The organism is Eubacterium sp. 1001713B170207_170306_E7 (assembly GCF_015547515.1).
Lineage (GTDB): Bacteria > Bacillota > Clostridia > Eubacteriales > Eubacteriaceae > Eubacterium.
Window position 1 is genome coordinate 712,004 of record NZ_JADMVE010000001.1, and the last position, 22,915, is coordinate 734,918.

At 49.7% G+C, this 22,915-nt stretch carries 29 protein-coding genes; 27 read left to right on the forward strand and 2 right to left on the reverse strand.

Annotated elements, in window-relative coordinates; all coding sequences use genetic code 11:
- Positions 1-3 precede the first annotated feature (3 nt).
- The 24 genes from I2B62_RS03530 (at position 4) to I2B62_RS03645 (ending at position 17,823) form a co-directional block, all read left to right on the forward strand.
- Positions 4-1,245 carry an oligosaccharide flippase family protein gene (locus tag I2B62_RS03530; RefSeq protein WP_195267588.1) on the forward strand — a complete coding sequence of 414 codons (1,242 nt, stop codon included), beginning with the start codon at positions 4-6 and terminating at the stop codon, positions 1,243-1,245.
- 8 nt (positions 1,246-1,253) lie between these two features.
- Entirely contained in the window at positions 1,254-1,955 is a 702-nt protein-coding gene (locus I2B62_RS03535) for a hypothetical protein (protein ID WP_195267589.1), read from the forward strand.
- A gap of 5 nt (positions 1,956-1,960) precedes the next feature.
- The gene (locus I2B62_RS03540; protein ID WP_195267590.1) at positions 1,961-3,778 is read left to right on the forward strand and encodes an aminotransferase class I/II-fold pyridoxal phosphate-dependent enzyme; all 1,818 of its coding nucleotides are present in this window, start codon (positions 1,961-1,963) and stop codon (positions 3,776-3,778) included.
- A complete protein-coding gene (locus tag I2B62_RS03545; protein WP_195267591.1) occupies positions 3,775-4,713 on the forward strand; it encodes an ornithine cyclodeaminase in 939 nt (312 codons plus the stop codon). Before I2B62_RS03540 ends, I2B62_RS03545 begins: the two co-directional genes overlap by 4 nt.
- A gap of 153 nt (positions 4,714-4,866) precedes the next feature.
- Positions 4,867-5,292 carry a hypothetical protein gene (locus tag I2B62_RS03550; RefSeq protein ID WP_195267592.1) on the forward strand — a complete coding sequence of 142 codons (426 nt, stop codon included), beginning with the start codon at positions 4,867-4,869 and terminating at the stop codon, positions 5,290-5,292.
- A 28-nt stretch (positions 5,293-5,320) separates the two neighbouring features.
- Positions 5,321-5,548: a hypothetical protein gene (locus I2B62_RS03555; RefSeq protein WP_195267593.1), complete on the forward strand. Its 228-nt coding sequence runs from the start codon at positions 5,321-5,323 to the stop codon at positions 5,546-5,548.
- Positions 5,549-5,708: 160 nt separating this feature from the next.
- Positions 5,709-6,266 (forward strand): hypothetical protein, encoded by a 558-nt coding sequence (locus I2B62_RS03560; protein WP_195267594.1) that lies wholly within the window; start codon positions 5,709-5,711, stop codon positions 6,264-6,266.
- Position 6,267: 1 nt separating this feature from the next.
- On the forward strand, positions 6,268-7,110 hold the full coding sequence (locus I2B62_RS03565; RefSeq protein ID WP_195267595.1) for a phage antirepressor KilAC domain-containing protein: 843 nt from the start codon (positions 6,268-6,270) through the stop codon (positions 7,108-7,110).
- Between the two features lie 155 nt (positions 7,111-7,265).
- Complete coding sequence (locus tag I2B62_RS03570) at positions 7,266-7,508, forward strand: hypothetical protein (RefSeq protein ID WP_195267596.1); 243 nt, start codon at positions 7,266-7,268, stop codon at positions 7,506-7,508.
- 151 nt (positions 7,509-7,659) lie between these two features.
- Positions 7,660-7,875: a hypothetical protein gene (locus tag I2B62_RS03575; RefSeq protein WP_243259400.1), complete on the forward strand. Its 216-nt coding sequence runs from the start codon at positions 7,660-7,662 to the stop codon at positions 7,873-7,875.
- Positions 7,876-7,901: 26 nt separating this feature from the next.
- Positions 7,902-8,498: a sigma-70 family RNA polymerase sigma factor gene (locus I2B62_RS03580; RefSeq protein ID WP_195267597.1), complete on the forward strand. Its 597-nt coding sequence runs from the start codon at positions 7,902-7,904 to the stop codon at positions 8,496-8,498.
- 117 nt (positions 8,499-8,615) lie between these two features.
- Positions 8,616-8,843 (forward strand): hypothetical protein, encoded by a 228-nt coding sequence (locus tag I2B62_RS03585; RefSeq protein WP_195267598.1) that lies wholly within the window; start codon positions 8,616-8,618, stop codon positions 8,841-8,843.
- 135 nt (positions 8,844-8,978) lie between these two features.
- Positions 8,979-9,218 carry a DUF2922 domain-containing protein gene (locus tag I2B62_RS03590; protein ID WP_195267599.1) on the forward strand — a complete coding sequence of 80 codons (240 nt, stop codon included), beginning with the start codon at positions 8,979-8,981 and terminating at the stop codon, positions 9,216-9,218.
- 71 nt (positions 9,219-9,289) lie between these two features.
- On the forward strand, positions 9,290-9,862 hold the full coding sequence (locus I2B62_RS03595) for a D-Ala-D-Ala carboxypeptidase family metallohydrolase (protein ID WP_195267600.1): 573 nt from the start codon (positions 9,290-9,292) through the stop codon (positions 9,860-9,862).
- A 96-nt stretch (positions 9,863-9,958) separates the two neighbouring features.
- Positions 9,959-10,180 carry a hypothetical protein gene (locus tag I2B62_RS03600; protein WP_195267601.1) on the forward strand — a complete coding sequence of 74 codons (222 nt, stop codon included), beginning with the start codon at positions 9,959-9,961 and terminating at the stop codon, positions 10,178-10,180.
- A 92-nt stretch (positions 10,181-10,272) separates the two neighbouring features.
- Entirely contained in the window at positions 10,273-10,773 is a 501-nt protein-coding gene (locus I2B62_RS03605) for a nitroreductase family protein (RefSeq protein WP_195267602.1), read from the forward strand.
- A 197-nt stretch (positions 10,774-10,970) separates the two neighbouring features.
- Positions 10,971-12,299 (forward strand): PocR ligand-binding domain-containing protein, encoded by a 1,329-nt coding sequence (locus tag I2B62_RS03610; protein WP_195267603.1) that lies wholly within the window; start codon positions 10,971-10,973, stop codon positions 12,297-12,299.
- Between the two features lie 32 nt (positions 12,300-12,331).
- The gene (locus tag I2B62_RS03615; RefSeq protein WP_195267604.1) at positions 12,332-13,000 is read left to right on the forward strand and encodes a corrinoid protein; all 669 of its coding nucleotides are present in this window, start codon (positions 12,332-12,334) and stop codon (positions 12,998-13,000) included.
- 3 nt (positions 13,001-13,003) lie between these two features.
- On the forward strand, positions 13,004-13,609 hold the full coding sequence (locus I2B62_RS03620) for a GTP-binding protein (protein ID WP_195267605.1): 606 nt from the start codon (positions 13,004-13,006) through the stop codon (positions 13,607-13,609).
- Positions 13,610-13,622: 13 nt separating this feature from the next.
- Positions 13,623-14,120 (forward strand): hypothetical protein, encoded by a 498-nt coding sequence (locus I2B62_RS03625; protein WP_195267606.1) that lies wholly within the window; start codon positions 13,623-13,625, stop codon positions 14,118-14,120.
- Between the two features lie 262 nt (positions 14,121-14,382).
- Positions 14,383-14,790: a B12-binding domain-containing protein gene (locus tag I2B62_RS03630; RefSeq protein WP_195267607.1), complete on the forward strand. Its 408-nt coding sequence runs from the start codon at positions 14,383-14,385 to the stop codon at positions 14,788-14,790.
- A gap of 18 nt (positions 14,791-14,808) precedes the next feature.
- Complete coding sequence (locus I2B62_RS03635; protein WP_195267608.1) at positions 14,809-16,191, forward strand: methyltransferase MtaB domain-containing protein; 1,383 nt, start codon at positions 14,809-14,811, stop codon at positions 16,189-16,191.
- A gap of 146 nt (positions 16,192-16,337) precedes the next feature.
- Complete coding sequence (locus I2B62_RS03640) at positions 16,338-16,973, forward strand: corrinoid protein (protein ID WP_195267609.1); 636 nt, start codon at positions 16,338-16,340, stop codon at positions 16,971-16,973.
- 49 nt (positions 16,974-17,022) lie between these two features.
- On the forward strand, positions 17,023-17,823 hold the full coding sequence (locus I2B62_RS03645) for a methyltetrahydrofolate cobalamin methyltransferase (RefSeq protein ID WP_243259427.1): 801 nt from the start codon (positions 17,023-17,025) through the stop codon (positions 17,821-17,823).
- Positions 17,824-17,907: 84 nt separating this feature from the next.
- Here I2B62_RS03645 and I2B62_RS20375 read toward each other — a convergent pair whose 3' ends face one another.
- Positions 17,908-18,150 (reverse strand): hypothetical protein, encoded by a 243-nt coding sequence (locus I2B62_RS20375; protein ID WP_207735927.1) that lies wholly within the window; start codon positions 18,148-18,150, stop codon positions 17,908-17,910.
- Between the two features lie 280 nt (positions 18,151-18,430).
- On the opposite strand from I2B62_RS20375, the gene I2B62_RS03650 reads away from it, so the two are divergent.
- The 3 genes from I2B62_RS03650 to I2B62_RS03660 all read left to right on the forward strand — a co-directional run bounded on the left by I2B62_RS03650 (position 18,431) and on the right by I2B62_RS03660 (position 21,061).
- Positions 18,431-19,405, forward strand: coding sequence for a diguanylate cyclase (locus I2B62_RS03650; protein WP_195267611.1), 975 nt, complete (start codon positions 18,431-18,433; stop codon positions 19,403-19,405).
- Between the two features lie 131 nt (positions 19,406-19,536).
- Positions 19,537-20,367 carry a sigma-70 family RNA polymerase sigma factor gene (locus I2B62_RS03655; RefSeq protein ID WP_195267612.1) on the forward strand — a complete coding sequence of 277 codons (831 nt, stop codon included), beginning with the start codon at positions 19,537-19,539 and terminating at the stop codon, positions 20,365-20,367.
- A 1-nt stretch (position 20,368) separates the two neighbouring features.
- The gene (locus tag I2B62_RS03660) at positions 20,369-21,061 is read left to right on the forward strand and encodes a DUF2461 domain-containing protein (RefSeq protein ID WP_195267613.1); all 693 of its coding nucleotides are present in this window, start codon (positions 20,369-20,371) and stop codon (positions 21,059-21,061) included.
- Between the two features lie 38 nt (positions 21,062-21,099).
- On the opposite strand, the gene I2B62_RS03665 is transcribed toward I2B62_RS03660, so the two are convergent.
- A complete protein-coding gene (locus I2B62_RS03665; RefSeq protein WP_195267614.1) occupies positions 21,100-22,644 on the reverse strand; it encodes an ASKHA domain-containing protein in 1,545 nt (514 codons plus the stop codon).
- Positions 22,645-22,915 lie beyond the last annotated feature (271 nt).

Below are 22,915 nucleotides of genomic sequence, written 5' to 3' on the forward strand. Positions count from 1 at the left end.
TTCGTGAGAAAAAATAAATTACTTATTAAAAATACTATAATGTTATATGTATTGCAGTTTTCAAACTATTTTTTTAGCTTTATAACTGTACCATATCAAACAAGAGTTTTGGGGCCAGAGTTTTATGGAAAAATAGGATTAGCCACTGCTCTAATGGTTTATTTTCAATTATTTACGGATTTTGGGTTTATTCTTTCTGCTACAGAGGAGGTAGCATTAAATCGTGAAAATAAGAAGATAATTTCAAAAGTATATACATCAGTAACTGTTTTAAAAATAATTTTTGGTTTCTTTTCGTTTGCTGTTATGCTGATACTATGCACTATTTTCACTAAATTCAGAGAGGACAGTTTACTTTATTTTCTGTATCTTGCCGGAACGGTTATAAATTCTTTTTTGCCTGATTATTTATACAGAGGGTTAGAAAGAATGTCTGATATAACTTATAGAACACTGTTTACTAAAGGATTATTTACAATTTTAATATTTATATTTTTAAAAAAGCCCGAAGATTATATTGTGGTTCCGATTTTGATCGGAATAGGGAACTTGATTGCGGTTTTTTGGTCAAATTGGCATATACAAAATCGGCTTAAGATTCGATTTTTAAAAATTAATAAAACCGATATAGGTATAACTTTTAAAAAATCAGCTTCCTTTTTTTTATCAAGGATTATGTCAACACTTTATACCGCAACAAATACAGTGATTTTGGGCATGATTGGTAATAACAGTTCTTTGGTAGGATATTACACGGCTTCGGATAAATTAATAACAACAGGAAAAAGTGCCCTGTCACCTATTTCAGATAGTGTTTATCCATATATGGTAAAAAATAAAGACTTTAAACTAATAAAAAAAATGCTCAAAATTTTTATGCCAGTTATCTGTATTGGTACAATAATCATTTTTATCTTTGCCAAAGAAATATGTGTCATCATATTTGGTTCAGAGTTTTCTGAATCAGGAAATATTTTGAGAGCACTTTTACCATTAGCAATCATAACGTTGCCGAATTATTTGTTTGGTTTTCCAACGCTAAGTGCCATGGGATTGGCAAAAGAGGCTAATCGTTCGATCTATTTTAGTACAACGATTCATTTGTTTAATTTATGTATTTTTTATTTTTGCGGTTGGTTGAATGTATATACATTGGCTATTCTGAGTTCAGTGGCAGATGGTTTATGCTTATTATATCGACTGTTTATTGTTTGGAAAAATAAAGATCTAATGAAGGTTAATTAGGAGTTTGTATGTGGTATCAATTGAAACAAAAATTAAAACAGATTAAATGTATTTATGGACCTGTTCATAAAGTTAATGAGTACAAATGGGAAAAAGAAAAAGAAAAGGAAAAAAAGACATTACAAAAATTTGGTTTTGAAATATGTATGCAAATTAATAAAGCATTATGTAATACAAATTTCGCATGGTTTTATACTTATGGTTCATTATTAGGGCTAATACGAGAGGGACAGCTTTTAAAACATGATAGAGATATAGATATAGGAATTATTGAAAATGAAAATTTTTCATGGAAAGAATTAGAAATAATATTAAAGAAAAATGGTTTTAAGTTCTTACACCAGTTTCTATTGAACAAAAAAATAACAGAAAAAACATACATATATAAAAACATAAGAATAGACTTTTTTTTGTACTCGAATAACAAAGAAATAGCCACTTCATATGTTTATTTTCGCAAACCTTCTTATCAATACAAAGACAACCTTGAATTTTCAGTAAGTGCATTAAAGTCTCATAAAATTATAAAAACAAAAATCATTGAAATAAAAGGACTTCAATACAGAGTACCAGAAAATAGCGAGGAATACTTAGCAGATATTTATGGCAAGTCATGGAAAATACCAAATCCGAATTGGGTAAGCGAAAAAGGTCCGGCATGGAATGAATTAAAGGATCAATTTGGATATTATGTTAAGAAAAGAGGTTAGAAACAATGCAAGCAATAATCCTAGCAGCAGGTATGGGAAAACGCCTGAAAGAATTAACCGATGGTAATACAAAGTGTATGGTAAAAGTAAACGGCGTGTCAATGATTGAACGGATGCTTTCTCAATTAGACAGCCTTAGCCTTGAGCGAATTGTCATTGTTGTCGGATATCGCGGACAGCAGCTAATCAACTATATTCAAACGTTATCGGTCAACACGCGAATTGAGTATGTGAATAATGAAATTTATGACAAAACAAACAATATTTATTCACTTTACATGGCGAAAGAATATCTATTGGAAGATGACACACTTTTGTTGGAATCCGATTTGATTTTTGAGGACGCACTCCTTGAAAAAATCATTGAAGATCCTTATCCAAGTTTAGCGCTTGTCGCTAAATACGAGAGCTGGATGGATGGAACAGTTGTTACATTGGGTGAGGACAGAAGCATAAAACAGTTTCTTGGTAAAAAAGAATTTGTATTTGAGGATATTCCTAAATATTATAAAACAGTGAATATCTATAAGTTTAGCCAGTCTTTTTCAGAAACACATTACGTCCCTTTTTTGGAAGCTTATTGTAAAGCTTTAGGACATAATGAGTATTATGAACAGGTCTTAAAGGTTATTACCCTTTTAGAAAGGCCTGAAATTAAAGCATTACCGCTGGAAAATGAAATTTGGTATGAAATTGATGATATTCAGGATTTAGATATAGCAGAATCCATTTTTGCGACCGAAGAAGCTCATTTACAGAAATTTCAAAAGCGATTTGGCGGTTATTGGCGATATCCTCACATGCTGGATTTTTGTTATTTGGTTAATCCCTTTTTTCCAAATCAGAAATTATTAGATGAGATAAAGGCTAACTTTGACCGTTTAATCAGCGAATATCCATCGGGCATGGAAGTCAATAGTTTGCTTGCCGCAAAATATTTTGGGCTTCATAAAGATCAAATATGCATTGGTAACGGTGCTGCTGAGCTAATCAAGTCACTTATGGAAATGATTGATGGAAAACTTGGAATTGTAATGCCGACTTTTGAAGAATACCCGAACCGACGAGATGAAAAAGATCTTGAAATATTTATTCCTGATAATCAAGATTTTTCATATGGTGTTAGTAATTTAAAAAAATATTTTGATACAAAAAATATATCGGCCCTTTCAGTTATTAACCCAGATAACCCGTCAGGAAACTATATTCCTAAAGATGACTTAATCGATTTAATCGAGTGGGGAAAGAATAAAAATATTAAAATTATTATCGATGAATCTTTTGTCGATTTTTCGGACGAAGAAAACAGTTCATTGCTTGATGAAACAGTCATTGAAAAGTATCCTAATTTGATCGTCATCAAAAGTATTTCTAAATCTTTTGGTGTTCCAGGCTTACGATTAGGCGTTTTGGCTACATCGGATCGCACTATAATAGAAAAAATAAAAAAAGATGTTTCTATTTGGAATATTAATTCATTTGCAGAATTTTATATGCAGATTTGTGAAAAATATAAAAACGATTATCAAGATGGATTAAAAAATTTCCGAGAAACAAGAAAAAAATTTCTTGATAAATTGGCTAATCTTAAAGGTATAAGAATAGTTCCTACCCAAGCTAATTTTGTTTTATGTGAATTAATAAGTGGCGTTCATTCGAAAGAATTGAGCAAACAGTTATTAGCACAAAAAAACATATTAATAAAGGATATTTCTAGTAAAAAAGGTCTTAATGGAGGACAGTACATCCGTTTAGCAATTAGAAACGATAAAGACAATCGTGTATTACTAATGGCTTTGAGTGAACTGATAAATAACAAATGAAAATAATCAGTCATAATGAAATAATTAAATTAAAAATTAGTTGGAAAGAAATTTTCAATTGGGTAGAAACCATTATTACACAGAAAAATGAAATGATTTTACCACCCAAATTAAGTATGAAGATGGAAGAAGGTGTTTTTTATAATACAATGCCTTCAATCTTACCTTTATACAATATCGCTGGTGTAAAAGTCGTCAGCCGCTATCCTCAGAGAGTACCATCACTAGATAGTCAAATTTTGCTTTATGATTTAAATACTGGAAAATGTAAAGCATTGTTAGATGGGAATTTCATAACGGCTGTAAGAACAGGAGCAGTTGCAGTATATTCAATTAAGACTTTTGCTAAAAAAGATTTTAAAACGATAGGTATCATTGGTCTAGGAAATACATCAAGGGCTACAATACAAATGTTGTTAGAAATTTATAAAGATAATAATTTTACTTTTAATCTATATCGCTATAAGGGTCAACACCTATCATTTAAAGAAAGATTTAAAAATTATGCAAATGTAAAATGGGAAATATATGATACTTATCATGAAGTAATTTCAAAAAGTGACGTTGTTATCTCGGCAGTTACTTATACAAACGACGATTTAGCAAAAGAAGAAAACTACAGACCGGGATGTCTGGTGATTCCAATACATACGCGAGGGTTTAAAAATTGCGACTTATTTTTTGACAAAGTATATGCAGATGATGAAGAACATGTAAAAGGGTTTGAGTTTTTTGATAGATTTAAATATTTTTCAGAAGTAACGGATGTTGCATTAGGAAAAATGGAAGGCCGTATTAATAATGAAGAACGCATTATAGTATATAATATTGGTATATCACTACATGATATTTTTATAGCGAATAAAATATATGAAATCAGTAATAAAAATAGTGAAATAGCCCTTAATCCACCAAAAGAAAAATTTTGGATATAAATTTATTATCCCCCACGCTTTCCACCCCAACCGGCAAGCGAAAGCATAGCAATATGTCTTCCGTCTGCCGGTTTTTCTTCCCCCACATGTAAACCGTTTACCCAACAGGGCGGAGTGGTTTCACATAAATATTATCTATATGGAGGCAAAAAAATGAAAAATTTCGGCAATCTTGAATGTTTTCCGGGCATTGATCTGGAGCACGCGGCCTTTGGGCTGGGGAACGGGCAGTTTTACCTGACGGAGGATCAGCTGGCGCGGCTGGTGCGCGATCCTGTGCTTGGGGCGCCGGTGGCGTATCTGAACCTCAGCGCGCTCACCGATCCCATGACGGGCATTGTGTACCGGGACGGCTCGGTCACGCTGTGGCCCTGCACACCCAAACGTCTGGTCAACGGGATCGGGCGCTTTTTTAAAAAGGATGTGGCTGCCTGCGCCCGGGCCAATGCGAAGCGTTTTAAAACAAAGCGGAACCTCTGCTTTTATATCGGCAAGAACCTTCAGGTCATGCCTGCTCACACGAGCCTGCCCGGTGACGGAACGGGAAACAGTTACGTCGACCGGATTTTTTTTAATTAAAGAGCACGACCGAGAGCGGCGGTGTGTTGTGGCTGAGAGTGGAATGGCGGTTTGTTACGCCAGCAGCATCAAAACCATGGAGAAAAAAATCGAGCAGGGGTCTGCGCTGTGCAAGGCACTTCTGGCGGATCAGATGCTTTTGACGGGCAGCGGCTTTTCCATTGTCCGGGATGGGGAGTGCCTGCGGTGCAGGCATTTTAATGATTGTCTTCAGGTGGAGAAAAAGCTCAAAAACAGCGGAATAAAGACAAAATAATAGCATTTTGCATCAAAAAAGTCTCTGTTGCAGGGGCTTTTTTGCTTTTTTGGTGGCCTTTTCGGTGCTGAGTGAACCGTGACCGGGGTCTGGTAATTTCGTATAATGGTCTCAACCTCAGCGGTGATCGCTTAGGAAAAATTTTTAAGGAGGTTCTGATATGAACCAAAACCAACCATCATCCGCCACAGCAGCTGTGAGCGAAGCGAAAAAGACCCATGTTCCGGCAAGAGAGCTTACGCCGCTTCCGAACTTTTTAAAGTATCTGGGTCTTTCGGGTACGGAGGAAGTGCCAGGCTTTATCCCGCCGGTCTTTTCGGTGGACAACCCCAGGGCCTGCCGTCCCGAGGGCTGGAAGCCTGAGGCGACGCCGGAGTTTTTAGAGGGCATGAACTTGGTGCGGGACCTCTCAAAGGTTCGCATGTTTGTGAGCAGCAATCCATTGGATTTTTATGTGACGGCCCCAGGCGGCGGGTGTGTTCTGGAAACCATAAAGCCTGACGGCAGCCGGGAGTGCTGTACGGTCACCGAGGTGCCAGGCACAGAGACAGATCATCTTTTTGAAGGGGACTGGGAGGCGCTTCGAAACCCTGCTCTGCGGGCCACCACCGACGTGGAGCTGCTGCTGGACAGCGTCGAAATGGGGCGCATGGTGTTTAAAACAACACTTGACCACGAGGAACAGTATTTTGTCATGATCGAAAGGGAGGAAATGTAAAATGGCCGCGGCAATTTTTACCCAGACCTTTGAGAGCGCGCTTTTCGGCAGAATCCGCACGCTGGTGGAGCAGGAGACCGCCGGAGGTCAGGAGGCCCGGGAATGGCTGGTGGCTGCCGATGTGTGCGCCGCCCTGGGCTACAGTCGGGACGCTTCCAACATTGTAAGGCGCCATGTCAACCCGGCAGATACGTCGAAACGGCGGATCTCCGACGCCAACGGGCATCCCCAGAGCATGCTGGTCGTCAACGAGAGCGGCCTGTACGCCCTGATCTTTGGCAGCACACGCCCGGAGGCCCAGAGCTTTAAGCACTATGTGACCGCCGTTATTCTGCCCAGTATCCGCCGGCATGGCGCCTATATGGAGGAAGAGGTCATGGACCGGGTGCAGGACGATCCCGAGGCTATGCGGGAGCTGATGGCCATGCTGAGGGCCGAGACGGCTAAGAACAGGGTATTGAGCGCGAAGCTCAGCCAGCTGGAAAACAGGGTCCGGGAGCTAAAGCCCGCCGCGGCCTTTGGCGAGGCCATCACCGCCTCGGAGGGCAGTATCTCCATGGGGGACATGGCAAAGCTACTGCGCCAGAACGGCGTGAACATCGGGCGGAACCGCCTGTTCATAAAGCTGCGGGACGGCGGCTTCTTAAGCACCCAGCAAGGCAGCTGGAACAAGCCGCTGCAATGGACCATGGAGCTCGGCTATTTTGAGATCGAGGAGGGCTCTTTTAGAAAGCCTGTGGGTAAGGACGGCCGGACGCTCTGGTCGGTGACCCGTGTAACACCCCGGGGGCAGGCCTGTCTGGTGGACTGGTTTTTAACCTGGGATAAGGAGGGAAGGCCATAAACTATTTCGCAGAGCTCGACGCCTTTTATGAATGGCACGCTGGTCTGCCGAATGAGCAGAAGCTGTCGCCCGGGGCCATCGCCCTGTGGCATTACCTGCTGTACCGGTGCAACGCCTGCGCCCTGCCGGACCTGGATGGCCGGTGGCTGTGGCGGGTGCAGTTCTGGGTGCGGCCCATGCAGCTCGAGCGGGTACTCAAATGCTCTGAACGCCATATCCGCCGCTACCGCAGTGAGCTGGAGGCCTCGGGCCGTCTGAAATACCAGCGGGCCATTAAAAACAAACAGGTTGGCTTTTATACCCTGGTGCCCTTTGCCGGCAACGTGGCCCCTGTCGTGCTTAACAGTCTTTCCGGTGAAAAAAACCTTGTCTACGGGTATGTGGATAAGTCAGGCTGAAAATTTCACAAATCCGGATTCGGGGACAGCTATGTCCGCAATATTGGCAAAATGGCAAAAGTGGCGGCAGAATCACGGACGCCCGTGTCCGCCATTAATAATCTATTCAATAATATTATCTATTAATCTTTTATGATTCAGGAGGTGCAGTTTGTCCACAAATCGTTACGGTATGGGAGGAAGTCTGGTGCGGAGAAAGCGGGCCTATCTGGTCACGGCAGAGTGCCGGGTCCGGGTTGGCTTTTACGCCAGGGATGCGGATGAGGCCGAGGATCAGTTCAACGACTATCTGGCCGCCCTGCAGGGCACCCATCCCGAGGTGGTGTTTGCCATACAGGATATCCGCGAGGATGACGCGCTGTTTTAGAAAGACAGCCCGAAAGGGGGAATTACTTGAAGGATGAAAAATACCGCGCCCTGGACGAATGGGTGCGCAAAGCCGGCCAGGGCGACCAGACCGCCAGGGAAATGCTGCTCATGAGCTTTAAGCCGCTGATTCTGACCATCGTAAAACAGTATGTGTACGATCCGGCGGATTACGAGGATGCCTGCCAGGACGCGGCCTGTGTTTTTCTGGAGGCCGCCCATGATTTTGAGCCGGACGCCCGGGTTTATTTTCAGGTGTTTGTCCGCTCAAGACTCACCCATTACTTTAAAAAGCGGCGCGAGGGGCGCTTTGACCGGTCTGTCACGCCGGAGGAATCGCTGGACCGTGAGATCAATAAGGAGGGCGGCGCCATTGCCCTCATCGAGCTGATTTTAGATGAAAAAACAGACGTGGAGGCGCTCTGCCTTTACAGGGAGCAAAACCGGCGGCTGCTCGAGGCCTATGCGCAGCTGCCGCCGCGCCAGAAGGCTGCCTTTCAATACTTTTTTCTGCAGAAGGGGACGCTTGCCGAGCTGGCAAGGGCGGAGGGCGTGAGCCCGTCTGTGATGAGCAGGGCCTGCCGGAGCGCCCTTGAAAAGCTCCGAAAAGCGGTTAAAGCTTAGGGAAAGCTTAAAAAGGATTTTTTGAAAAGAAGGATGTTCTTTTTGTGCCGCCAAAACGGATTGTATAGGTGTAAGGCAAAACGCCGGACACAAAAAACAATTCAGGAGGTAAGAAAAATGGCTACCATTGAAAAAAGTGTAGAATCCGTCGGCATGAAGATCACCGTCAACCACGGCGAACGGGAGGGGAAGATCGTCAAGTCCTCTAAGACCTACGGCGATGTGGACCCGGCCGTCACCGACGCCGCCTTTGTGAACACCGCCAAGGCCATTGCCGGCATGCAGGAGCCCATCCGGGAAAAACAGGTGAAGGTGACGGCGGAGGAACTGGTTGAAATCGCATAGTGATTTCAACAGGTTCTCAATGGAAAACAGCGCGGAACCACGGGGGCGTGGTTCCCTACAGCCTAAAGGCAGGGCGCGACGCCCCTATCGTGCCGCAGACCGGTACTAAAATTAAAACAACAGGAGGAAACAAACATGGCAGCAACAACCAGCAAGGATTTAACCATCTATTTTCAGCGCGCGGACGGGAAGGAGTTTAAGATCACCATTCCCGATTACAAGGAGGGCATCACCGATGCCGAGGTCAAGACAGGGGCTCAGGCCATTGTGGACCAGGGCGCTTTCTTACCCGACGGCTTTGGCCTGGTCAAGGTAACCGGGGCGGTGAGAACCGACACCACCAAGACCGATGTGGTCATTGAGGAGGCCGCGTAAAAGAAGCGGCGCGGCCGGCACTTCTGGGGGCGTAAGCCCCTTTTTTCATGGATAAAACAGAAAGGAATAATATGGAAAGATTGAAAAGACCCCTTGCCGTCGGACTGGTCCTGGTGTGCGCGGCGGTTTCGCTGGTGTTTTTGGGAAGCCTTGCCGCTAAAAGCCCTCAAAACACTCAAATACCGGAGCAGCCGGCAATACGGCCAACGGCTCCGGAAGAACCGGAAAAGCCCCCAGAACCAGATTTTTCAACGCCTCAGGGGGAGGCGGGCGTTCCGCCGGACAGTGCCGGGACAGAGACGCCGGCTGTGATGGCCACGCCCCACTTTGCCATGTCGGAATACCGATGCGACTGCCCGGGCTACTGTGACGGCTGGCCCTGCGAAATGGCGCCGCAGCTTTTAGAGAAGCTCGAAGCCCTGCGCTGTTCTTTCGGGCAGCCTGTCATCATCACCTCGGGCGTGCGGTGTGAGGCCCGCAACGAGGAGGTCGGAGGCGTCAGCTGGTCCTTTCACAAGCGGGGCTGCGCCGCGGATTTGTACTGCCCGGGCGTGGCTGTGGGCGATCTGGCCGCCGGGGCAGAGGACTGCGGGCTCAATGTGCTGCCCTATTACCACAGCGGCTATATCCATGTGGAAATCTGAATCTTCAGAAAGATTTCAGAATTTATTCACAGAAAGATCACAATGATCTGTTATACTGAGGACAGATTTAGGAAATAAACCTTGGGGGTGTACGAAATGACAAAAACCAAAAAGACAGACCAGCTGACCATTATGGTGCTCGCACTGTTGATTTTAATGACTGCTGCCCTTGCAGGGCTGTTTCAATCCACACAGACGCTCCTTCAGAGCCGTGGAAGCGCTGCCGCCTCAGCGGTAACCGCTGTTCAGACCCTGGCCGAGGAAAGCCCGGCAGGCGGCCCCAGCGTCCCGGCCGAAAGCATCCGTGATTTTATTTGAAAAAAACGGCTTAAAATTTAAAAATTTTCATTTCCTTTTTTGAAATTGGGTATATAATAGTTATAAGAGCTTAACACATAGGAGGATATGATATGAACGAGATTTTTAACCGCGCCAGCGTGCGGGTTTTTAAGGACGCACCGGTCGAAAAGGAAAAAATAGAAATGCTGTTAAAGGCCGCCATGCAGGCGCCGTCAGCAGGAAACCAGCGGCCCTGGGAATTTATTGTGGTCGAGGATAAAAAGACACTGGAGCAGCTGTCCGAAACCGATCCCTACGCCAAATTTGTGGCCAAGGTGCCAGCCGCCATCGTGGCGCTGGGCAATACCAATGAAATGCGCTTTCCTGAGCACTGGGAGCAGGATATGGCCGCTGCCTGCGAAAACATTCTCTTAGAGGCTGTGAGCCAGGAGCTGGGTGCGGTATGGCTGGGCGTGGCCCCACTTAAGGAGCGCATGGACCACATCACAAAGGTCTTTGAGCTGCCGGAGAACATCCGCCCCTATGCCATTCTTCCCTTTGGCTACGCCAAACGGCCCTATGAGGTGGAATCGCGGTACGAAGAAGACCGGGTGCATTATGAAAAATATTAAGGGCAGGCTCTGACAGCCTGCTCAGCGTCAGCGGTAAAGGACCCGCGTGTCCTCTGCCGCTTTTTCTATGCCATAAAGGAAGCACAAAATAGTACAGGAAATGACAAGAAATTTCCTATCCACAGCGCCTTTTTTGTTATATAACTATAGATAGAAAGATAGCATCAGATGAAAACGAAAATCAAGGAGGCTTGGAAATGAAAAACGGCGTTGCAGGGGCGGGCCAGAGCGGAACGTCCACACGGGCGCACCTTTTGCAGCTCGTGGATAAAAATCTGCTGGTCGAGATTCTGGATGCCTTTACCAATGTGACGGGCCTGACCGCCAACATTGTGGACACCGGAGGGCGCTCGATTTTCACAAAGGCGGACGCCCAGATCAACTGCAGCTTCTGCCAGCTGATCTGGAAGCTTGAAAAGCAGAAGGGCATCCAGCGCTGCAAGGGCGCCTACGCCCGGGCGGGCAAGCAGGCGGCCCTGTTTAACGAGCCCTATATTTTCCGCTGCCCCGGCGGCCTGGTGGAATGGGCGGCGCCCATCATCGTGGACGGCGAGCATCTGGGCAGCGTGATCTGCGGGCAGGTGCTCATGTGGGAGCCCGAGGAATTTTTCTGGATCGAGCTGGAGGAGATGAACCGGGTGCTCACCGACGACTTTGAGCCCTTGTTTAAAGCGGCCAAGGAGCTGCAGGTGGTGTCGGGTGAAAAGGTGCAGAGCGCAGCGTCTTTGCTGTCCGTCATGGCTAACTACATTGTGAACGCGGCCTGGCAGAGCATGCAGCGCAAAAAAGAGCTTCAGCTGCAGCAGACGCTCCTGAACGATGAGATCGCCACCCGCAAAAGCCTGGAGGAAAAGCTGAACAGCCAGAGCCTGAACTATTACATCGAAAAGGAAAAAAGCCTGATCGGCAAGATCAAGCTGGGCGATCTGGACGAATGCCGCAAAATTTTCAAGGTCATGCTGGCCGACATCTTTGCTGAAGCCGGGCAGGATAACCTGGCTGTGGTGCGGGCGCGGGTCTTTGAGCTGGCGGTGGTGGTTTCCCGGGCGTCGGTGGAGGCTGGCGTCAATTCGGAGATGCCCATTGCCATCAACGCGGCCTTTATGCAGGAGCTTGGCACCTGCTACTCGACCGAGGACATCAACACCGCGGCGCTGAAGGTGCTGGAACGCTATTTTGAGGCGCTTCAGACCAACAGCAAGTCTAAAAACCGCTCGGCCATCGAGGGCATCAAGGGCTTTATCCGCAACCATTACAACCGCAACCTCACCCTTGAGGAAATCGCGGATTCGGTTTATCTGAGCCCCTACTATGTCAGCCGTATTTTTAAGGAGAGCCAGAGCATGACCGTCATGGACTATGTGACCCGGGTCAAGCTGGAGGAGGCCAAAAAGATGCTGGGCAACCCGCGGTATAAAATCGACGAGATCGCCGTGCGGCTGGGCTACAGCGACGCGAGTTATTTTTCAAAGGTGTTTAAGAAAAACGAGGGCATGACGCCAACACAGTTCAGGCAGAGCCGGTAGTCACGAAAAACATGTGTAAAGGGAGGTAGCGCATGGATCAGATTATTTTGGAAATACAGCAGGGCCTGGTGGACGGCGACGCAGAGTATGTGAAGGGCAAAACCGAGACAGCCCTGGCGCGTGAAATCTGCCCGGAGGCCATCATTAAGAAGGCCCTGATACCGACCATGGACAAAATCGGCCGGGAGTTCAGGGAAGGGGAGATCTACATCCCCGATGTGCTGATGTCGTCCCGGGCCATGCACGCCAGCCTGTATGTGCTCAAGCCCCTGCTCACAAGGGCGGTGAGCCAGCACAAGGGCACGGTGGTCATCGGCACCGTGGCCGGCGATCTGCACGACATCGGCAAAAACATGGTGACCTGGAGCCTCCAGGGCGAGGGCTATGAGGTCATTGACCTGGGCATTGATGTGCCGCCCGCCACCTTTGTGGCCGCCATCAAAAAATCAAAGCCGGATATTTTAGCCATGTCCGCCCTGCTGACCACCACCATCGGCGAGATCCGCAACGTGATCCGTGAGGTGACCGACGAAGGCCTGCGGAACCAGGTGAAGATCATCGTAGGCGGCGGTCCTGTGACCCAGGACTTTGCCGACGAGGTGGGCGCCAACGGCTACGGCAAGGATATTTTTGGGGCCATCGACGTGGTCAACCAGATTCTGGGCAGGGACAGCGGCTATTTTGGGACAAGTGAGGTGTGAAAAATGGATAAAAAAAGACCGGACATCATCCTGTTTACAGGGTTTTTAGGCTCCGGCAAAACGACCATGCTGCTCAAAACCATCGAGCTGCTGGCCGCTGAAAATAAAAAGTGCGCCATCATCGTCAATGAGATTGGCGAGGTGGGCATCGACAACCGGCAGATGCGCAAGCTGGGCTATGATGTGCTGGACCTGTTCGGGGGCTGTGTGTGCTGCACGCTGAAGGTGACCCTGGAGGCCACCATCAACCATCTTCTGGAGCAATATGACGGCATCGACTATATTCTGTTTGAGCCCTCGGGCATGGCCGATCCGGCCTCGATGTACCCGTCCATGGAAAACTGCGGCTATACCCCCGAGGATATCCGCAATGTGTTTATCTTTGATCCGCTGCGGGTAGACCTGTACCGGGTACGGCTGAACAGCCTGCTGAAAAGCTCTCTGGGCCTGGCCCGGGCAGTGGTGATCAACAAAATCGACGAAGCCCCCAAAGACGCGGTGCGCGAGGCGGAGGGCATGATCCGGGGCCTGGAGGACAGGCTGCCGGTCTTTAAGATGGATGTCAGCAGCGGGCTGACACCGGCATTCAAGACATACTTAGTCCGTTAGGCAGGAGAAAATAATGTATCAAAATGATTTTATACCAGCGGTTTTTCAGGTTCAGTTCCAGTCCGATGCGCCCATGACGCCAGAGGAATGGGAGGAAATGATCGGCAGCCTCATGGGTGTGTACGCCAGGCGCATCTCTGAGAAGGAGGGGACCTTTATCGGCCATATCAAAGGGCTGGCAGAGCTTTCGGACACGGCCTTTATCAAGTTCAGCTGTGTCAACGCCCTGACCGGCGTGCATCACGAGTATACCGGCGGGCAGGAGGCCTCGCGCCAGGTGAAGATGATCATCAATTCACTGGTCAGCGGCATTTCCGCCGAGGAAAGCCGCAAGTGCCTGAACCTTTCCTGGCTGCTGGTGGAAAAGGACTATTCGCAGGTGGTCATGCGTGTGACCGAGGCCTTTACCGAGGAAGCCTCCGGGCACCATCACCACGACGACGGTGAGGCCTGCCCCATCTGCCACGACCACCACGGGCACGGACACGAGCACCACCACCACAAGCACTGATCATGTAAAAAGGCTTTATTTTAAAAGAATAAAGCCTTTTTTTGATGGTTTTTTAGTAAGATAATTATAAAAAGCAAGATATTACCGAAAAATATATAAATCGTCCAAAGACAGATGTCCCCGATGGGTGTATGATAATAACATAAATAATTATTTAATAAGACCCGCGGGGTTATAAGGATGTATATTTCAATCAAGAGGAGTGTATTAAAGAGTTAGAGAGATCTTTTAAAAGGTGTAATTTAGGATTAGGGAGGCTCTTATGGAATTTAAAGTAGTCACAAATCTGATGGCGAATCTGGAAGATGAAAAGCTCATGGTGTTTGTTGAAGAATTTTTAGCTTTAGATCCATCGAGGGAAGAAGGATTATGTGTGATTGAGGCCTGCCGGCGGGGAACGGAGCGGGTCGGAACACTTTTTGAGGCTGGGGAGTACTTCGCCGGGGATTTATTACTGGCGGGCCAGCTTTTTAGAGAAGTGAAAAACCGGCTGGAACCGGTCGTCGGCAGCGGACTGGATGATCTGAAGTCCGGCGCTATCACCCTTGGCCCTGTTTATGGAGATGGACAGGAGGACGGAAACGCGATTTTCCGGCGCCTGGTGGAGATGGCCGGGTTCATCGTCATCAACCCTTGTTACAAGGACTCCCTTCAGCATTCAACGAACTAAAAAGTGGAGGATACAAAAATGGCAAAGAAATTTGATAAACTGGCAATTAATCATCTGGATGATTTTATCTACGGCACCTGCCCGAACCCTGTCACCACCAAAAGCGGCATGGTCATCGGCGGCGGCACCGTCTATCCGGAAATCAACTTCACGCTCCCTGGCATGGATGTCAATGACGCGACCATCGACAAGGCGCTGGGCATCTATTCCAACATCATCGACGGCGTGCTCAAACGGGCGGCAGAGCTCTACGCCCCGGGCGTACTCGTCGAATTTGAAACCGTGCCGGACTTTACCGAGCACCCCCAGTATGGGATCGACGCCAACCGCATCCTGATCAACAGCATCAAGGAAGCAGCAGACAAGTACGGCCTCAAGGCCGCCCTGAGAACAACCCCCAACGACCTGCGCGAAATGAGCCGTCCTCCGGTGATGCGCGGCGGAAAATACTGGGATACCATGCTGGAGCTGTACGAACAGTGTGCCAAGGACGGTTCAGACTTCCTGTCCATCGAATCGACCGGGGGCAAGGAAATCAATGACGAAGCCCTGGTAAAGGCCGATATCCGCAAGGCCATCTTCGCCATGGGCGTCCTGGGCTGCCGGGACATGGAATACCTCTGGGGCAACCTGGTTAAACTATCCGATGCCAACGGCTGCTTCGCGGCGGGCGACTCGGCCTGCGGCTTTGCCAACACCGCCATGGTGCTGGCCGAAAAAGGCTTTATCCCCCATGTGTTCGCAGCCGTCATGCGTGTCGTGGCAGTGCCGAGAGCCTTAGTCGCCTTTGAACAGGGCGCGGTCGGGCCAAGCAAGGACTGCGCTTACGAAGGGCCATACCTCAAGGCCATCACCGGCAGCCCCATCGCCATGGAAGGCAAGAGCGCGGCGGGCGCGCATTTAAGCCCGGTGGGCAACATCGCGGCAGCCGTGGCCGATACCTGGAGTAATGAATCCATCCAGCAGGTCAAGCTGTTATCCGAGATGGCGCCTGTGGTAGGGATGGAACAGCTCGTGTACGACTGCCGCCTGATGAACGTGGCCAAGGAAAAGGGCCAGGGCCTGATCATGCGCGACCTGCTCACCGAGTCCGACGCGCCGCTGGACGTGCAGGCATGGGTTTTGAGACCGGACGTTGTGCTTAAGATCGCCGGCGAGCTGGTCAAGGAGCAGGATAACTTCCTGAGAACCAAGCTGGCCGCCAAGCTGACCATTAATGAGCTGCGCGACGCCATCAAGGCCGAAAAGGTCAAGGCAGACCGCCGCGACATGAAATGGCTCGACAAGATGGAAAAAGCCGTGGACAAGATTCCAGACGATCCGGAACAGTTCTACGCCGAAATCAAACCCGAGCTGGACATGGACAAATGGCATCCTGAGGGCTATGGCTTAAAGGCTTAATATTCTAAAACAACGGTAAAATTTCACGATAAAATTGGATAATCCCTCTCCGGCGGGGGCCTTACACAGGGCACGCCGGGGATGCGAAAAGTACGGTAAACAGCTTTAATCTTTAATCAGGAATAAAAAAATCGGAGGATATAAAAATGGCAATCTTAGAAGATATTCAAAACTGTGTGTTAGACGGCGAACTGGATGAGATCAAGGGCCTGGTACAGAAGGCAGTGGACGAGGGCATCGACCCCACCGTCATTATCAACGACGGCCTCATCGGCGGTATGAACATTGTGGCCCCGCTGTTTAAAAGCGGCGAGATGTTTGTGCCGGAAGTCATGGAATCCGCAGATACCATGAACGAGGGCATGCAGGTGGTTAAGCCCTTAATCACCGACGCCGATATGCCCACCAAGGGCAAGGTCATCATCGGCACGGTCAACGGCGACCTGCACGACATCGGTAAAAACCTGGTCGTTCTGATGATGGAAAGCCGCGGCTACACCGTGGTCGACCTGGGCGTGGACGTGAAGGAGGACCAGTTTGTGGCCGCCATCAAGGAACACAAACCAGACATTGTGGGCATGTCCTCACTGCTGACCACCACCATGATGAAAATTGACGATACCATCAAGGTCATCAACGACGCTGGCATCCGGGGCGATGTGAAAATCATCGTCGGCGGCGCGCCCATCTCACAGGAATTTGCCAATGATGTGGGAGCGGACGGCTACTCTGAAGACGCCTCCACCGCGGTTGAGCTCTGTGACCGCATGATGGCCATGTAGCAGACAGAAGATTAGCATAAAATATGACGAACAGGAGGCATTTCAGATGCTGACAATTGTTGGTGAACTCATTAACACCAGCCGCCCCGCGGTTAAGGAGGCGGTAAATAACAAAGATGAAGCGTTCATCCGGGAGCTTGCCCGAAAGCAGGCAGACGCCGGCGCGACCTATATTGACGTAAACTGCGGTAATATGGTCAAAAATGAACTGGAAATAATGGAATGGCTGGTCAACCTTGTCCAGGACGAGGTAGACACCCCCCTGTGCATTGACAGCCCCAACGCCAAGGCACTGGACGTGGGCCTGGCCCTGTGTAAGAACGGCCGCCCCATGATCAATTCCATCTCTGACGAGGACGAGCGTTACGAGTCCGTACTTCCCCTGATTCAAAAGTACAACGCCAAAATCGTCGTGCTGTGCATGGATTCCACGGGTATGCCGGAAACCTCAGCAGACCGCATGAAGGTCGTTAAGAACCTTTACGCCAAGCTCAAGGCCGAGGGCATTGCCGATGACGACATGTACTTTGACCCGCTGGTCAAACCGATCAGCAGTGTTACCAGCGCCGGGGAAGAGGTGCTTGACACCATCCGGCAGATCCGGCAGGATTACCCCGATGTACACTTCATGTGCGGTTTAAGTAACATTTCTTATGGCCTGCCGAACCGCAGTATACTGAACCGGCTGTTTGTAGTCCAGACAATGACCCTGGGGATGGATGGCTATGTGCTTGACCCCACCAACGGCAAGATGATGGCGGATATTATCACCTCCACAGCGCTTCTGGGCAAGGACAACTACTGTAGTAAGTATATTAAAGCACACCGCAAAGGCAAGCTGGACGCATAGTCTGATGCGTAACCCGATGATTTCATTCTCCAAGTGAAATGATCACCCCTCTACGGCCGGCGGTACACTGCCGCCGGCTACTCATCAATGAATCAATAATTTAAAAGAAAATAACCCTTCAAAAAAATTTTTAACATTAAACCGTAAACATTTAACAGCCAGCAGGAAGGCTTCCCCCCAGAAGCCTTCCTGCTTTTTATATGGCAAACGCTCCGGGATACGTCGAAACGGCGTACCCCGTGCAGTAGAAACTGAGAGACGAAGCTTTTTACCTAAGGAAGAAAAAAGCGTCCTGCGGGCCTGCACGCGGGCAGGCAGCTTCTTCACTCAAGCGGATGCTTTATCTTTCCAGTGTCCGGCTGTTCCGGTAAAGCAGCAGGGTTCCTGGCCGTGTACCACAGCGCCTGGACCTTTTTTCTTATCTGGATAAAAAGCGCAGTCTTGCCCTTGGCCGCTTCCCAGACCGCTGGGATACGTCGAAACGGCGTACCCCGGCCTGAAAGAGGCCGGATCGACCCAGATGACGGCTTTGCAGTCTAATTAAACCTTGCCCCGGGCATCAAAGCACTGTATAATAGATATAATGATAAACTTGAGGAGCCTGTATATGAAAAAGATTGAGGAAAAGGCCATTGCCTTTGCAAAATCCGTATGGGAGGATTATCTCATCAACCGCGATCTTCTGAAGCTGACAAAGGTGTTTGATGATAACGCTTCCTATATTGGAACCGGAGACGGCGAAATCTGTTATAGTCTGGAACAGGTTCACGCAGCGCTCCTGGGTGAGGAAGAGGAGTGGAACGGGCATTTTACCATCGACGACCAGTGGTATGAGGCCCGGATCATGAGCGATACCCTTGTCGTTGTTTTTGGAGGCTTTGACGCCCACGAGGCCAGTGATAACCCCCTGGTCGCAGCCATGCACACCCGCTTTTCCCTGATCCTGCGGGTCAGCGGCGATACCTTTAAGGTGGTTCATCTGCACCACTCCGTGCCCAACTTTGAGCAGCTGGAGGGCGAGTTTTTCCCTAAAACCATTACGGAAAAGCGCAACGAGGAATTCCGCCACGCCCTCGAGCAGAAAACCAACGAGCTCAGGCGGCTGGCCCAGTTAGACTCTCTAACCGGCCTTTTAAACAGAGTCAGCGCCGAGCAGGAAATCAACACCCGGCTGGAGCAGGGTGTTGGGGGCGTTCTGATGATGATCGACATCGACGATTTTAAGGAGATTAATGACGTGTTCGGCCATCTGGCAGGCGATACCGTGCTCAAGGTCCTGTCCGACCGCATCCGCCAGAGCTTTGGCGGACAGAGCGTCATGGGCCGTGTGGGCGGCGATGAGTTTGTGGTCTTTGCGCAAAAGACCGACGATCACGAAAGCATCCGCCAGACCGCGCAGCAGTTCTGTGAGAGCGTTGTACAGCCCGTCATGGATATTCCCGAATGCAGGATCACCGTCAGTATCGGCATTGCCCTGGCGCCGGACAACGGCAATACCTACAGCGGGCTGATCCGTTCGGCCGACCTGGCCTTGTATAAGCGCAAGAAAAACAGTAAGAACGGCTATGTGTTCGCCGGATAGAGAACAGTGAGAGCGGCCTGGCGGCGGCTCTTTTTATTGAGGCGAAAAAAAGAAAAAAATACTTAAATTTTGTCACAACAGGCTTTGGCGGTCGTCTAATCCAGTATAAGAAGCATAAAGGAGGAAACACAATGATTTCAGAAAAAGAGATGAACACTTTTATCCGGCGTGCCCTGGAGGGAGATAAGGAAGCCCTGGGGACCGTGCTGGAATCGGTTCAGGATATGGTTTTTAACCTGTCACTGCGGATGATGGGCATGATTGAGGACGCCGAGGACGCCACCCAGGAGATCATGATCCGGGTCATGACAAGCCTGTCATCCTTTAAGGGCGAGAGCCTTTTCTCCACCTGGGTTTACCGCATTGCCAAAAACTATCTGGTCGACTACCGCCGCTCACGGTTCGACCGTCAGCCCCTCACCTTTGATTTTTATGCCCGCGATATTGAGCAGGGGATGGCCGAGCAGTGCCCGGACCCCCAGGCCGGGGTGGACGCCGGGCTTCTGGCAGAGGAGCTGAAGCGCTCCTGTACCAATGTCATGCTGCAGTGCCTGGACGCGGAAAGCCGCTGTATCTATGTGCTGGGCGCCATGTTCAGGATCGACAGCGCCATGGGCGCAGCCGTTTTTGACACCACGCCGGAAAATTACCGGCAGAAGCTCTCCCGTATCCGCAGGCAGGTCAATGATTTCCTGAAAAAATACTGCGGCCTCAGCGGCAGCGGCATGTGCGCCTGCCATAAGCGCCTTGGCTACGCCGTAGGGCAGAAGCGCCTGAACCCGGCAAACCTGGAGTACAGCGCCCTGGAAGTCTGTAAAAAAGAAATGGAAAACATGGATGTCCTGGCCGGTGTGTTTGAAAGCCTGCCGGAGTACCGCGTGCCGGAAAATGCCCGGGCCTTTATCGACAGCCTGGTGGCTTCGGATTCGATGGCCTCAATTCAGAAAGCAGGGAGAATCTAAGATGAACGACAATGAAAGAATACTGGATTTTCTGGCACAGCTGCGGGATAACAACTCCCTGGAATGGATGCACGGCCACCAGCCCGAGTACAAGGCGGCCCGCGCCGCCTTTGTCAGCCTTCTTTCGGATTTAATGGAGAAGATGCTGCCTGACGAGCCGGGCCTGGGCCTGGTAAACCCCGGCAGCCTGGTTTTCAGGCTGAACCGGGACACCCGCTTCAGCAAGGATAAAAGCCCCTACGCGCCGTCCTTCCGGGCGCATATTACGCCGCAGGGCAGGGGCATGGTGCCCGTGGGAGACTATCTGTTTGTGGCGCCGGGCCAGATTTTTCTGGGCGGTGGTGTCTTTCATTCCAAGATGCCGGAAATCACCAGGCGCATCCGCGAACAGATCGCCACAGGGGATGGGGCCTTTCAGGAGATTTTAGACAGCCCCGCCTTCTCTGAAAAGCTGATCCTGCGGGGTGAAAAGCTGAAGAATGTGCCGCGGGGCTATGACAAAGCGCACCCCTGCGGCGAGCTCTTAAAGCATAAGTCCTGGTATGTGGAGTACCCGGTAGAGGACGCCCTGTTTTTGGACCGGCAGGCCTTTTTGGACGAGGCCGTGGATGTGTTCAGACGTATCAAGCCCTTTAACGCCTTTATCAACCGTGCCCTGGAGGGCTTGGAAATGCCTGAAAAAAGATCGAAATAAGCAAAAAATCCCACGAGGGCTCGTGGGATTTTTTATGCTCAGCGCAGGACGCCGTGTTCTTTCAAACGAAGACGCACCGAAGGATAAAGGCTCAGGTCGGTATGGGGCAGAAAGCGCGCGGCGAACATACGGGTCAGAAAGTCCGATGCCGCGCCAAATTCCAGATAGTGGATGCTCTGCTGAAAGGTGTGGACGGTCTCCAGCAGCGTATAGTCCAGCAGCAGTGTCCGGGCGCCGGTCAGCGAGCTGTTGCCCAGAACGGTAAAGCGCTCGGGCGGCAGGTCAGGATAAAGGCCAATATTAACCGCGGCCTCCAGGTTGATATGGGCGCAGAAAGCCCCGGCGATAAAGACCCGGTCAATGTCTCCCGGGCCGATGCCCGCAGCCTCCAGAAGATAGGCCACCATGGTGTTGGCGGCCGCCTTGGTATCCAGATACTGGGTGATGTCGGTCTGGTTAAAAAAGAGGGGCTCGCCGTCAGCTGTTTTATCCGCGTCCGCGTAGCGCAGGGCACAGCCGTCATCGGTGGTGACGATACGGCCGGTGGCATCCGGGTTTAGCTTTCCGGAGAAATCAATCCAGCCGTTCAGCAGCATTTCCGACAGCAGATCCACAATGCCGGAGCCGCAGATGCCCTTAGGCGGCGCATTGCCGACCGTGGTAAAAGACAGAACGCCGTCTGCAATGGACACATGGTCAATGGCGCCCGGCCCGGCCTTCATGCCGCTTTTGCTGATACCGCCCTCCAGGGCCGGCCCGGCCGCGCCAGCCCCGGCGATCAGGAAGCTTTCATCGCCCAGCACCATCTCGCCGTTGGTGCCGATGTCGATAAAGAGCGAGGGCTTTTTCTGCTCGTCGAGCCGGGCTGCCAGCAGTCCGCTAATGATGTCGCCGCCCAGGTAGTTGGCCGCCGAGGGCATGCAGTAAACCAATCCGCCGGTGGGCAGGCCCAGATCCTCAGCGGGGATAAAGCCCGTGTGGTTAAACATTGGCGTAAAGGGAAGCTCAAAAATCGGCCAGGGATCAATGCCGAGGAAAAGATGGGTCATGGTGGTATTGCCGGATACCATCATGATGCTGTAGGCCTCGGACGCAATGCCGGTTTGGGCTGAGAGGTCATCGAGAAGGGCGCAGAGGGTATGAACCGTGCTTGCCTGAAGGGTATCCAGATGGTCTGGCCGGCCCTTTGTATAAAAGATGCGGCTTAGAATCTCATCGCCGTAGGCAATCTGTTCGTTAAAGCGGCTTTTCTCTGCCAGGATCTGTCCGGTGTTTAAGTCGATGGACTGCATGATAACCGTCGTGCTGCCAAGATCCACGGCCAGCCCGTAGTTTTCAGAGGTTGTGTCGCCCGCCTCAATGCGCATAAGCTCCCACTGTGTACCGGCGTAAACCAGGGTGCAGGTGATCCTGAAATTGGCTTCGCGGCAGACCGCCGCGTATTTTTTATAGGTTTTATAGGAAAGCGCCAGCGGTGAAAAGACAGCCTCAAGGCCCCGCAGGAGCCGCTCACGGTCGGCGGTGATGTCCCCTGGGCCGGGTGCGGGCAGCTCCAGATAGATTTTTTTGCTGAAAGCGTTCAAAATGTCATCTCCTGTCTGTGTATTCCGTTACATTATAATGGAAAAGGGGTGGATAAGCAAGTGCGGCGCAGCGTTTGACGATTCTCTGTATATTTACCCAAACCGTCATGGTTGTCTCAGGTTTTACCGAAACGGATAATTTTTTACCGTAATAATTTACAATAAGGTGACTTAGAGTGCTATAATTTAGTCATCCGATGGATCACAAAAGGAAGAGCCCCATATGCTCATGCCTTTTGAGATAAGCACACCCGCCATTCCAGAGGTTTGG

Excerpts from the sequence above, each read along its gene's own strand:
- I2B62_RS03595 (WP_195267600.1), top strand. The coding sequence starts at position 9,290 with ATGGAAAGATTGAAAAGACCCCTTGCCGTCGGACTGGTCCTGGTGTGC.
- I2B62_RS03650 (WP_195267611.1), top strand. The coding sequence starts at position 18,431 with ATGAAAAAGATTGAGGAAAAGGCCATTGCCTTTGCAAAATCCGTATGG.
- I2B62_RS03610 (WP_195267603.1), top strand. The coding sequence starts at position 10,971 with ATGAAAAACGGCGTTGCAGGGGCGGGCCAGAGCGGAACGTCCACACGG.
- I2B62_RS03565 (WP_195267595.1), top strand. The coding sequence starts at position 6,268 with ATGGCCGCGGCAATTTTTACCCAGACCTTTGAGAGCGCGCTTTTCGGC.
- I2B62_RS03540 (WP_195267590.1), top strand. The coding sequence starts at position 1,961 with ATGCAAGCAATAATCCTAGCAGCAGGTATGGGAAAACGCCTGAAAGAA.
- I2B62_RS03660 (WP_195267613.1), top strand. The coding sequence starts at position 20,369 with ATGAACGACAATGAAAGAATACTGGATTTTCTGGCACAGCTGCGGGAT.
- I2B62_RS03630 (WP_195267607.1), top strand. The coding sequence starts at position 14,383 with ATGGAATTTAAAGTAGTCACAAATCTGATGGCGAATCTGGAAGATGAA.
- I2B62_RS03550 (WP_195267592.1), top strand. The coding sequence starts at position 4,867 with ATGAAAAATTTCGGCAATCTTGAATGTTTTCCGGGCATTGATCTGGAG.
- I2B62_RS03640 (WP_195267609.1), top strand. The coding sequence starts at position 16,338 with ATGGCAATCTTAGAAGATATTCAAAACTGTGTGTTAGACGGCGAACTG.
- I2B62_RS03625 (WP_195267606.1), top strand. The coding sequence starts at position 13,623 with ATGTATCAAAATGATTTTATACCAGCGGTTTTTCAGGTTCAGTTCCAG.
- I2B62_RS03560 (WP_195267594.1), top strand. The coding sequence starts at position 5,709 with ATGAACCAAAACCAACCATCATCCGCCACAGCAGCTGTGAGCGAAGCG.
- I2B62_RS03605 (WP_195267602.1), top strand. The coding sequence starts at position 10,273 with ATGAACGAGATTTTTAACCGCGCCAGCGTGCGGGTTTTTAAGGACGCA.
- I2B62_RS03655 (WP_195267612.1), top strand. The coding sequence starts at position 19,537 with ATGATTTCAGAAAAAGAGATGAACACTTTTATCCGGCGTGCCCTGGAG.
- I2B62_RS03620 (WP_195267605.1), top strand. The coding sequence starts at position 13,004 with ATGGATAAAAAAAGACCGGACATCATCCTGTTTACAGGGTTTTTAGGC.
- I2B62_RS03545 (WP_195267591.1), top strand. The coding sequence starts at position 3,775 with ATGAAAATAATCAGTCATAATGAAATAATTAAATTAAAAATTAGTTGG.
- I2B62_RS03585 (WP_195267598.1), top strand. The coding sequence starts at position 8,616 with ATGGCTACCATTGAAAAAAGTGTAGAATCCGTCGGCATGAAGATCACC.
- I2B62_RS03590 (WP_195267599.1), top strand. The coding sequence starts at position 8,979 with ATGGCAGCAACAACCAGCAAGGATTTAACCATCTATTTTCAGCGCGCG.
- I2B62_RS03615 (WP_195267604.1), top strand. The coding sequence starts at position 12,332 with ATGGATCAGATTATTTTGGAAATACAGCAGGGCCTGGTGGACGGCGAC.
- I2B62_RS03535 (WP_195267589.1), top strand. The coding sequence starts at position 1,254 with ATGTGGTATCAATTGAAACAAAAATTAAAACAGATTAAATGTATTTAT.
- I2B62_RS03600 (WP_195267601.1), top strand. The coding sequence starts at position 9,959 with ATGACAAAAACCAAAAAGACAGACCAGCTGACCATTATGGTGCTCGCA.
- I2B62_RS03635 (WP_195267608.1), top strand. The coding sequence starts at position 14,809 with ATGGCAAAGAAATTTGATAAACTGGCAATTAATCATCTGGATGATTTT.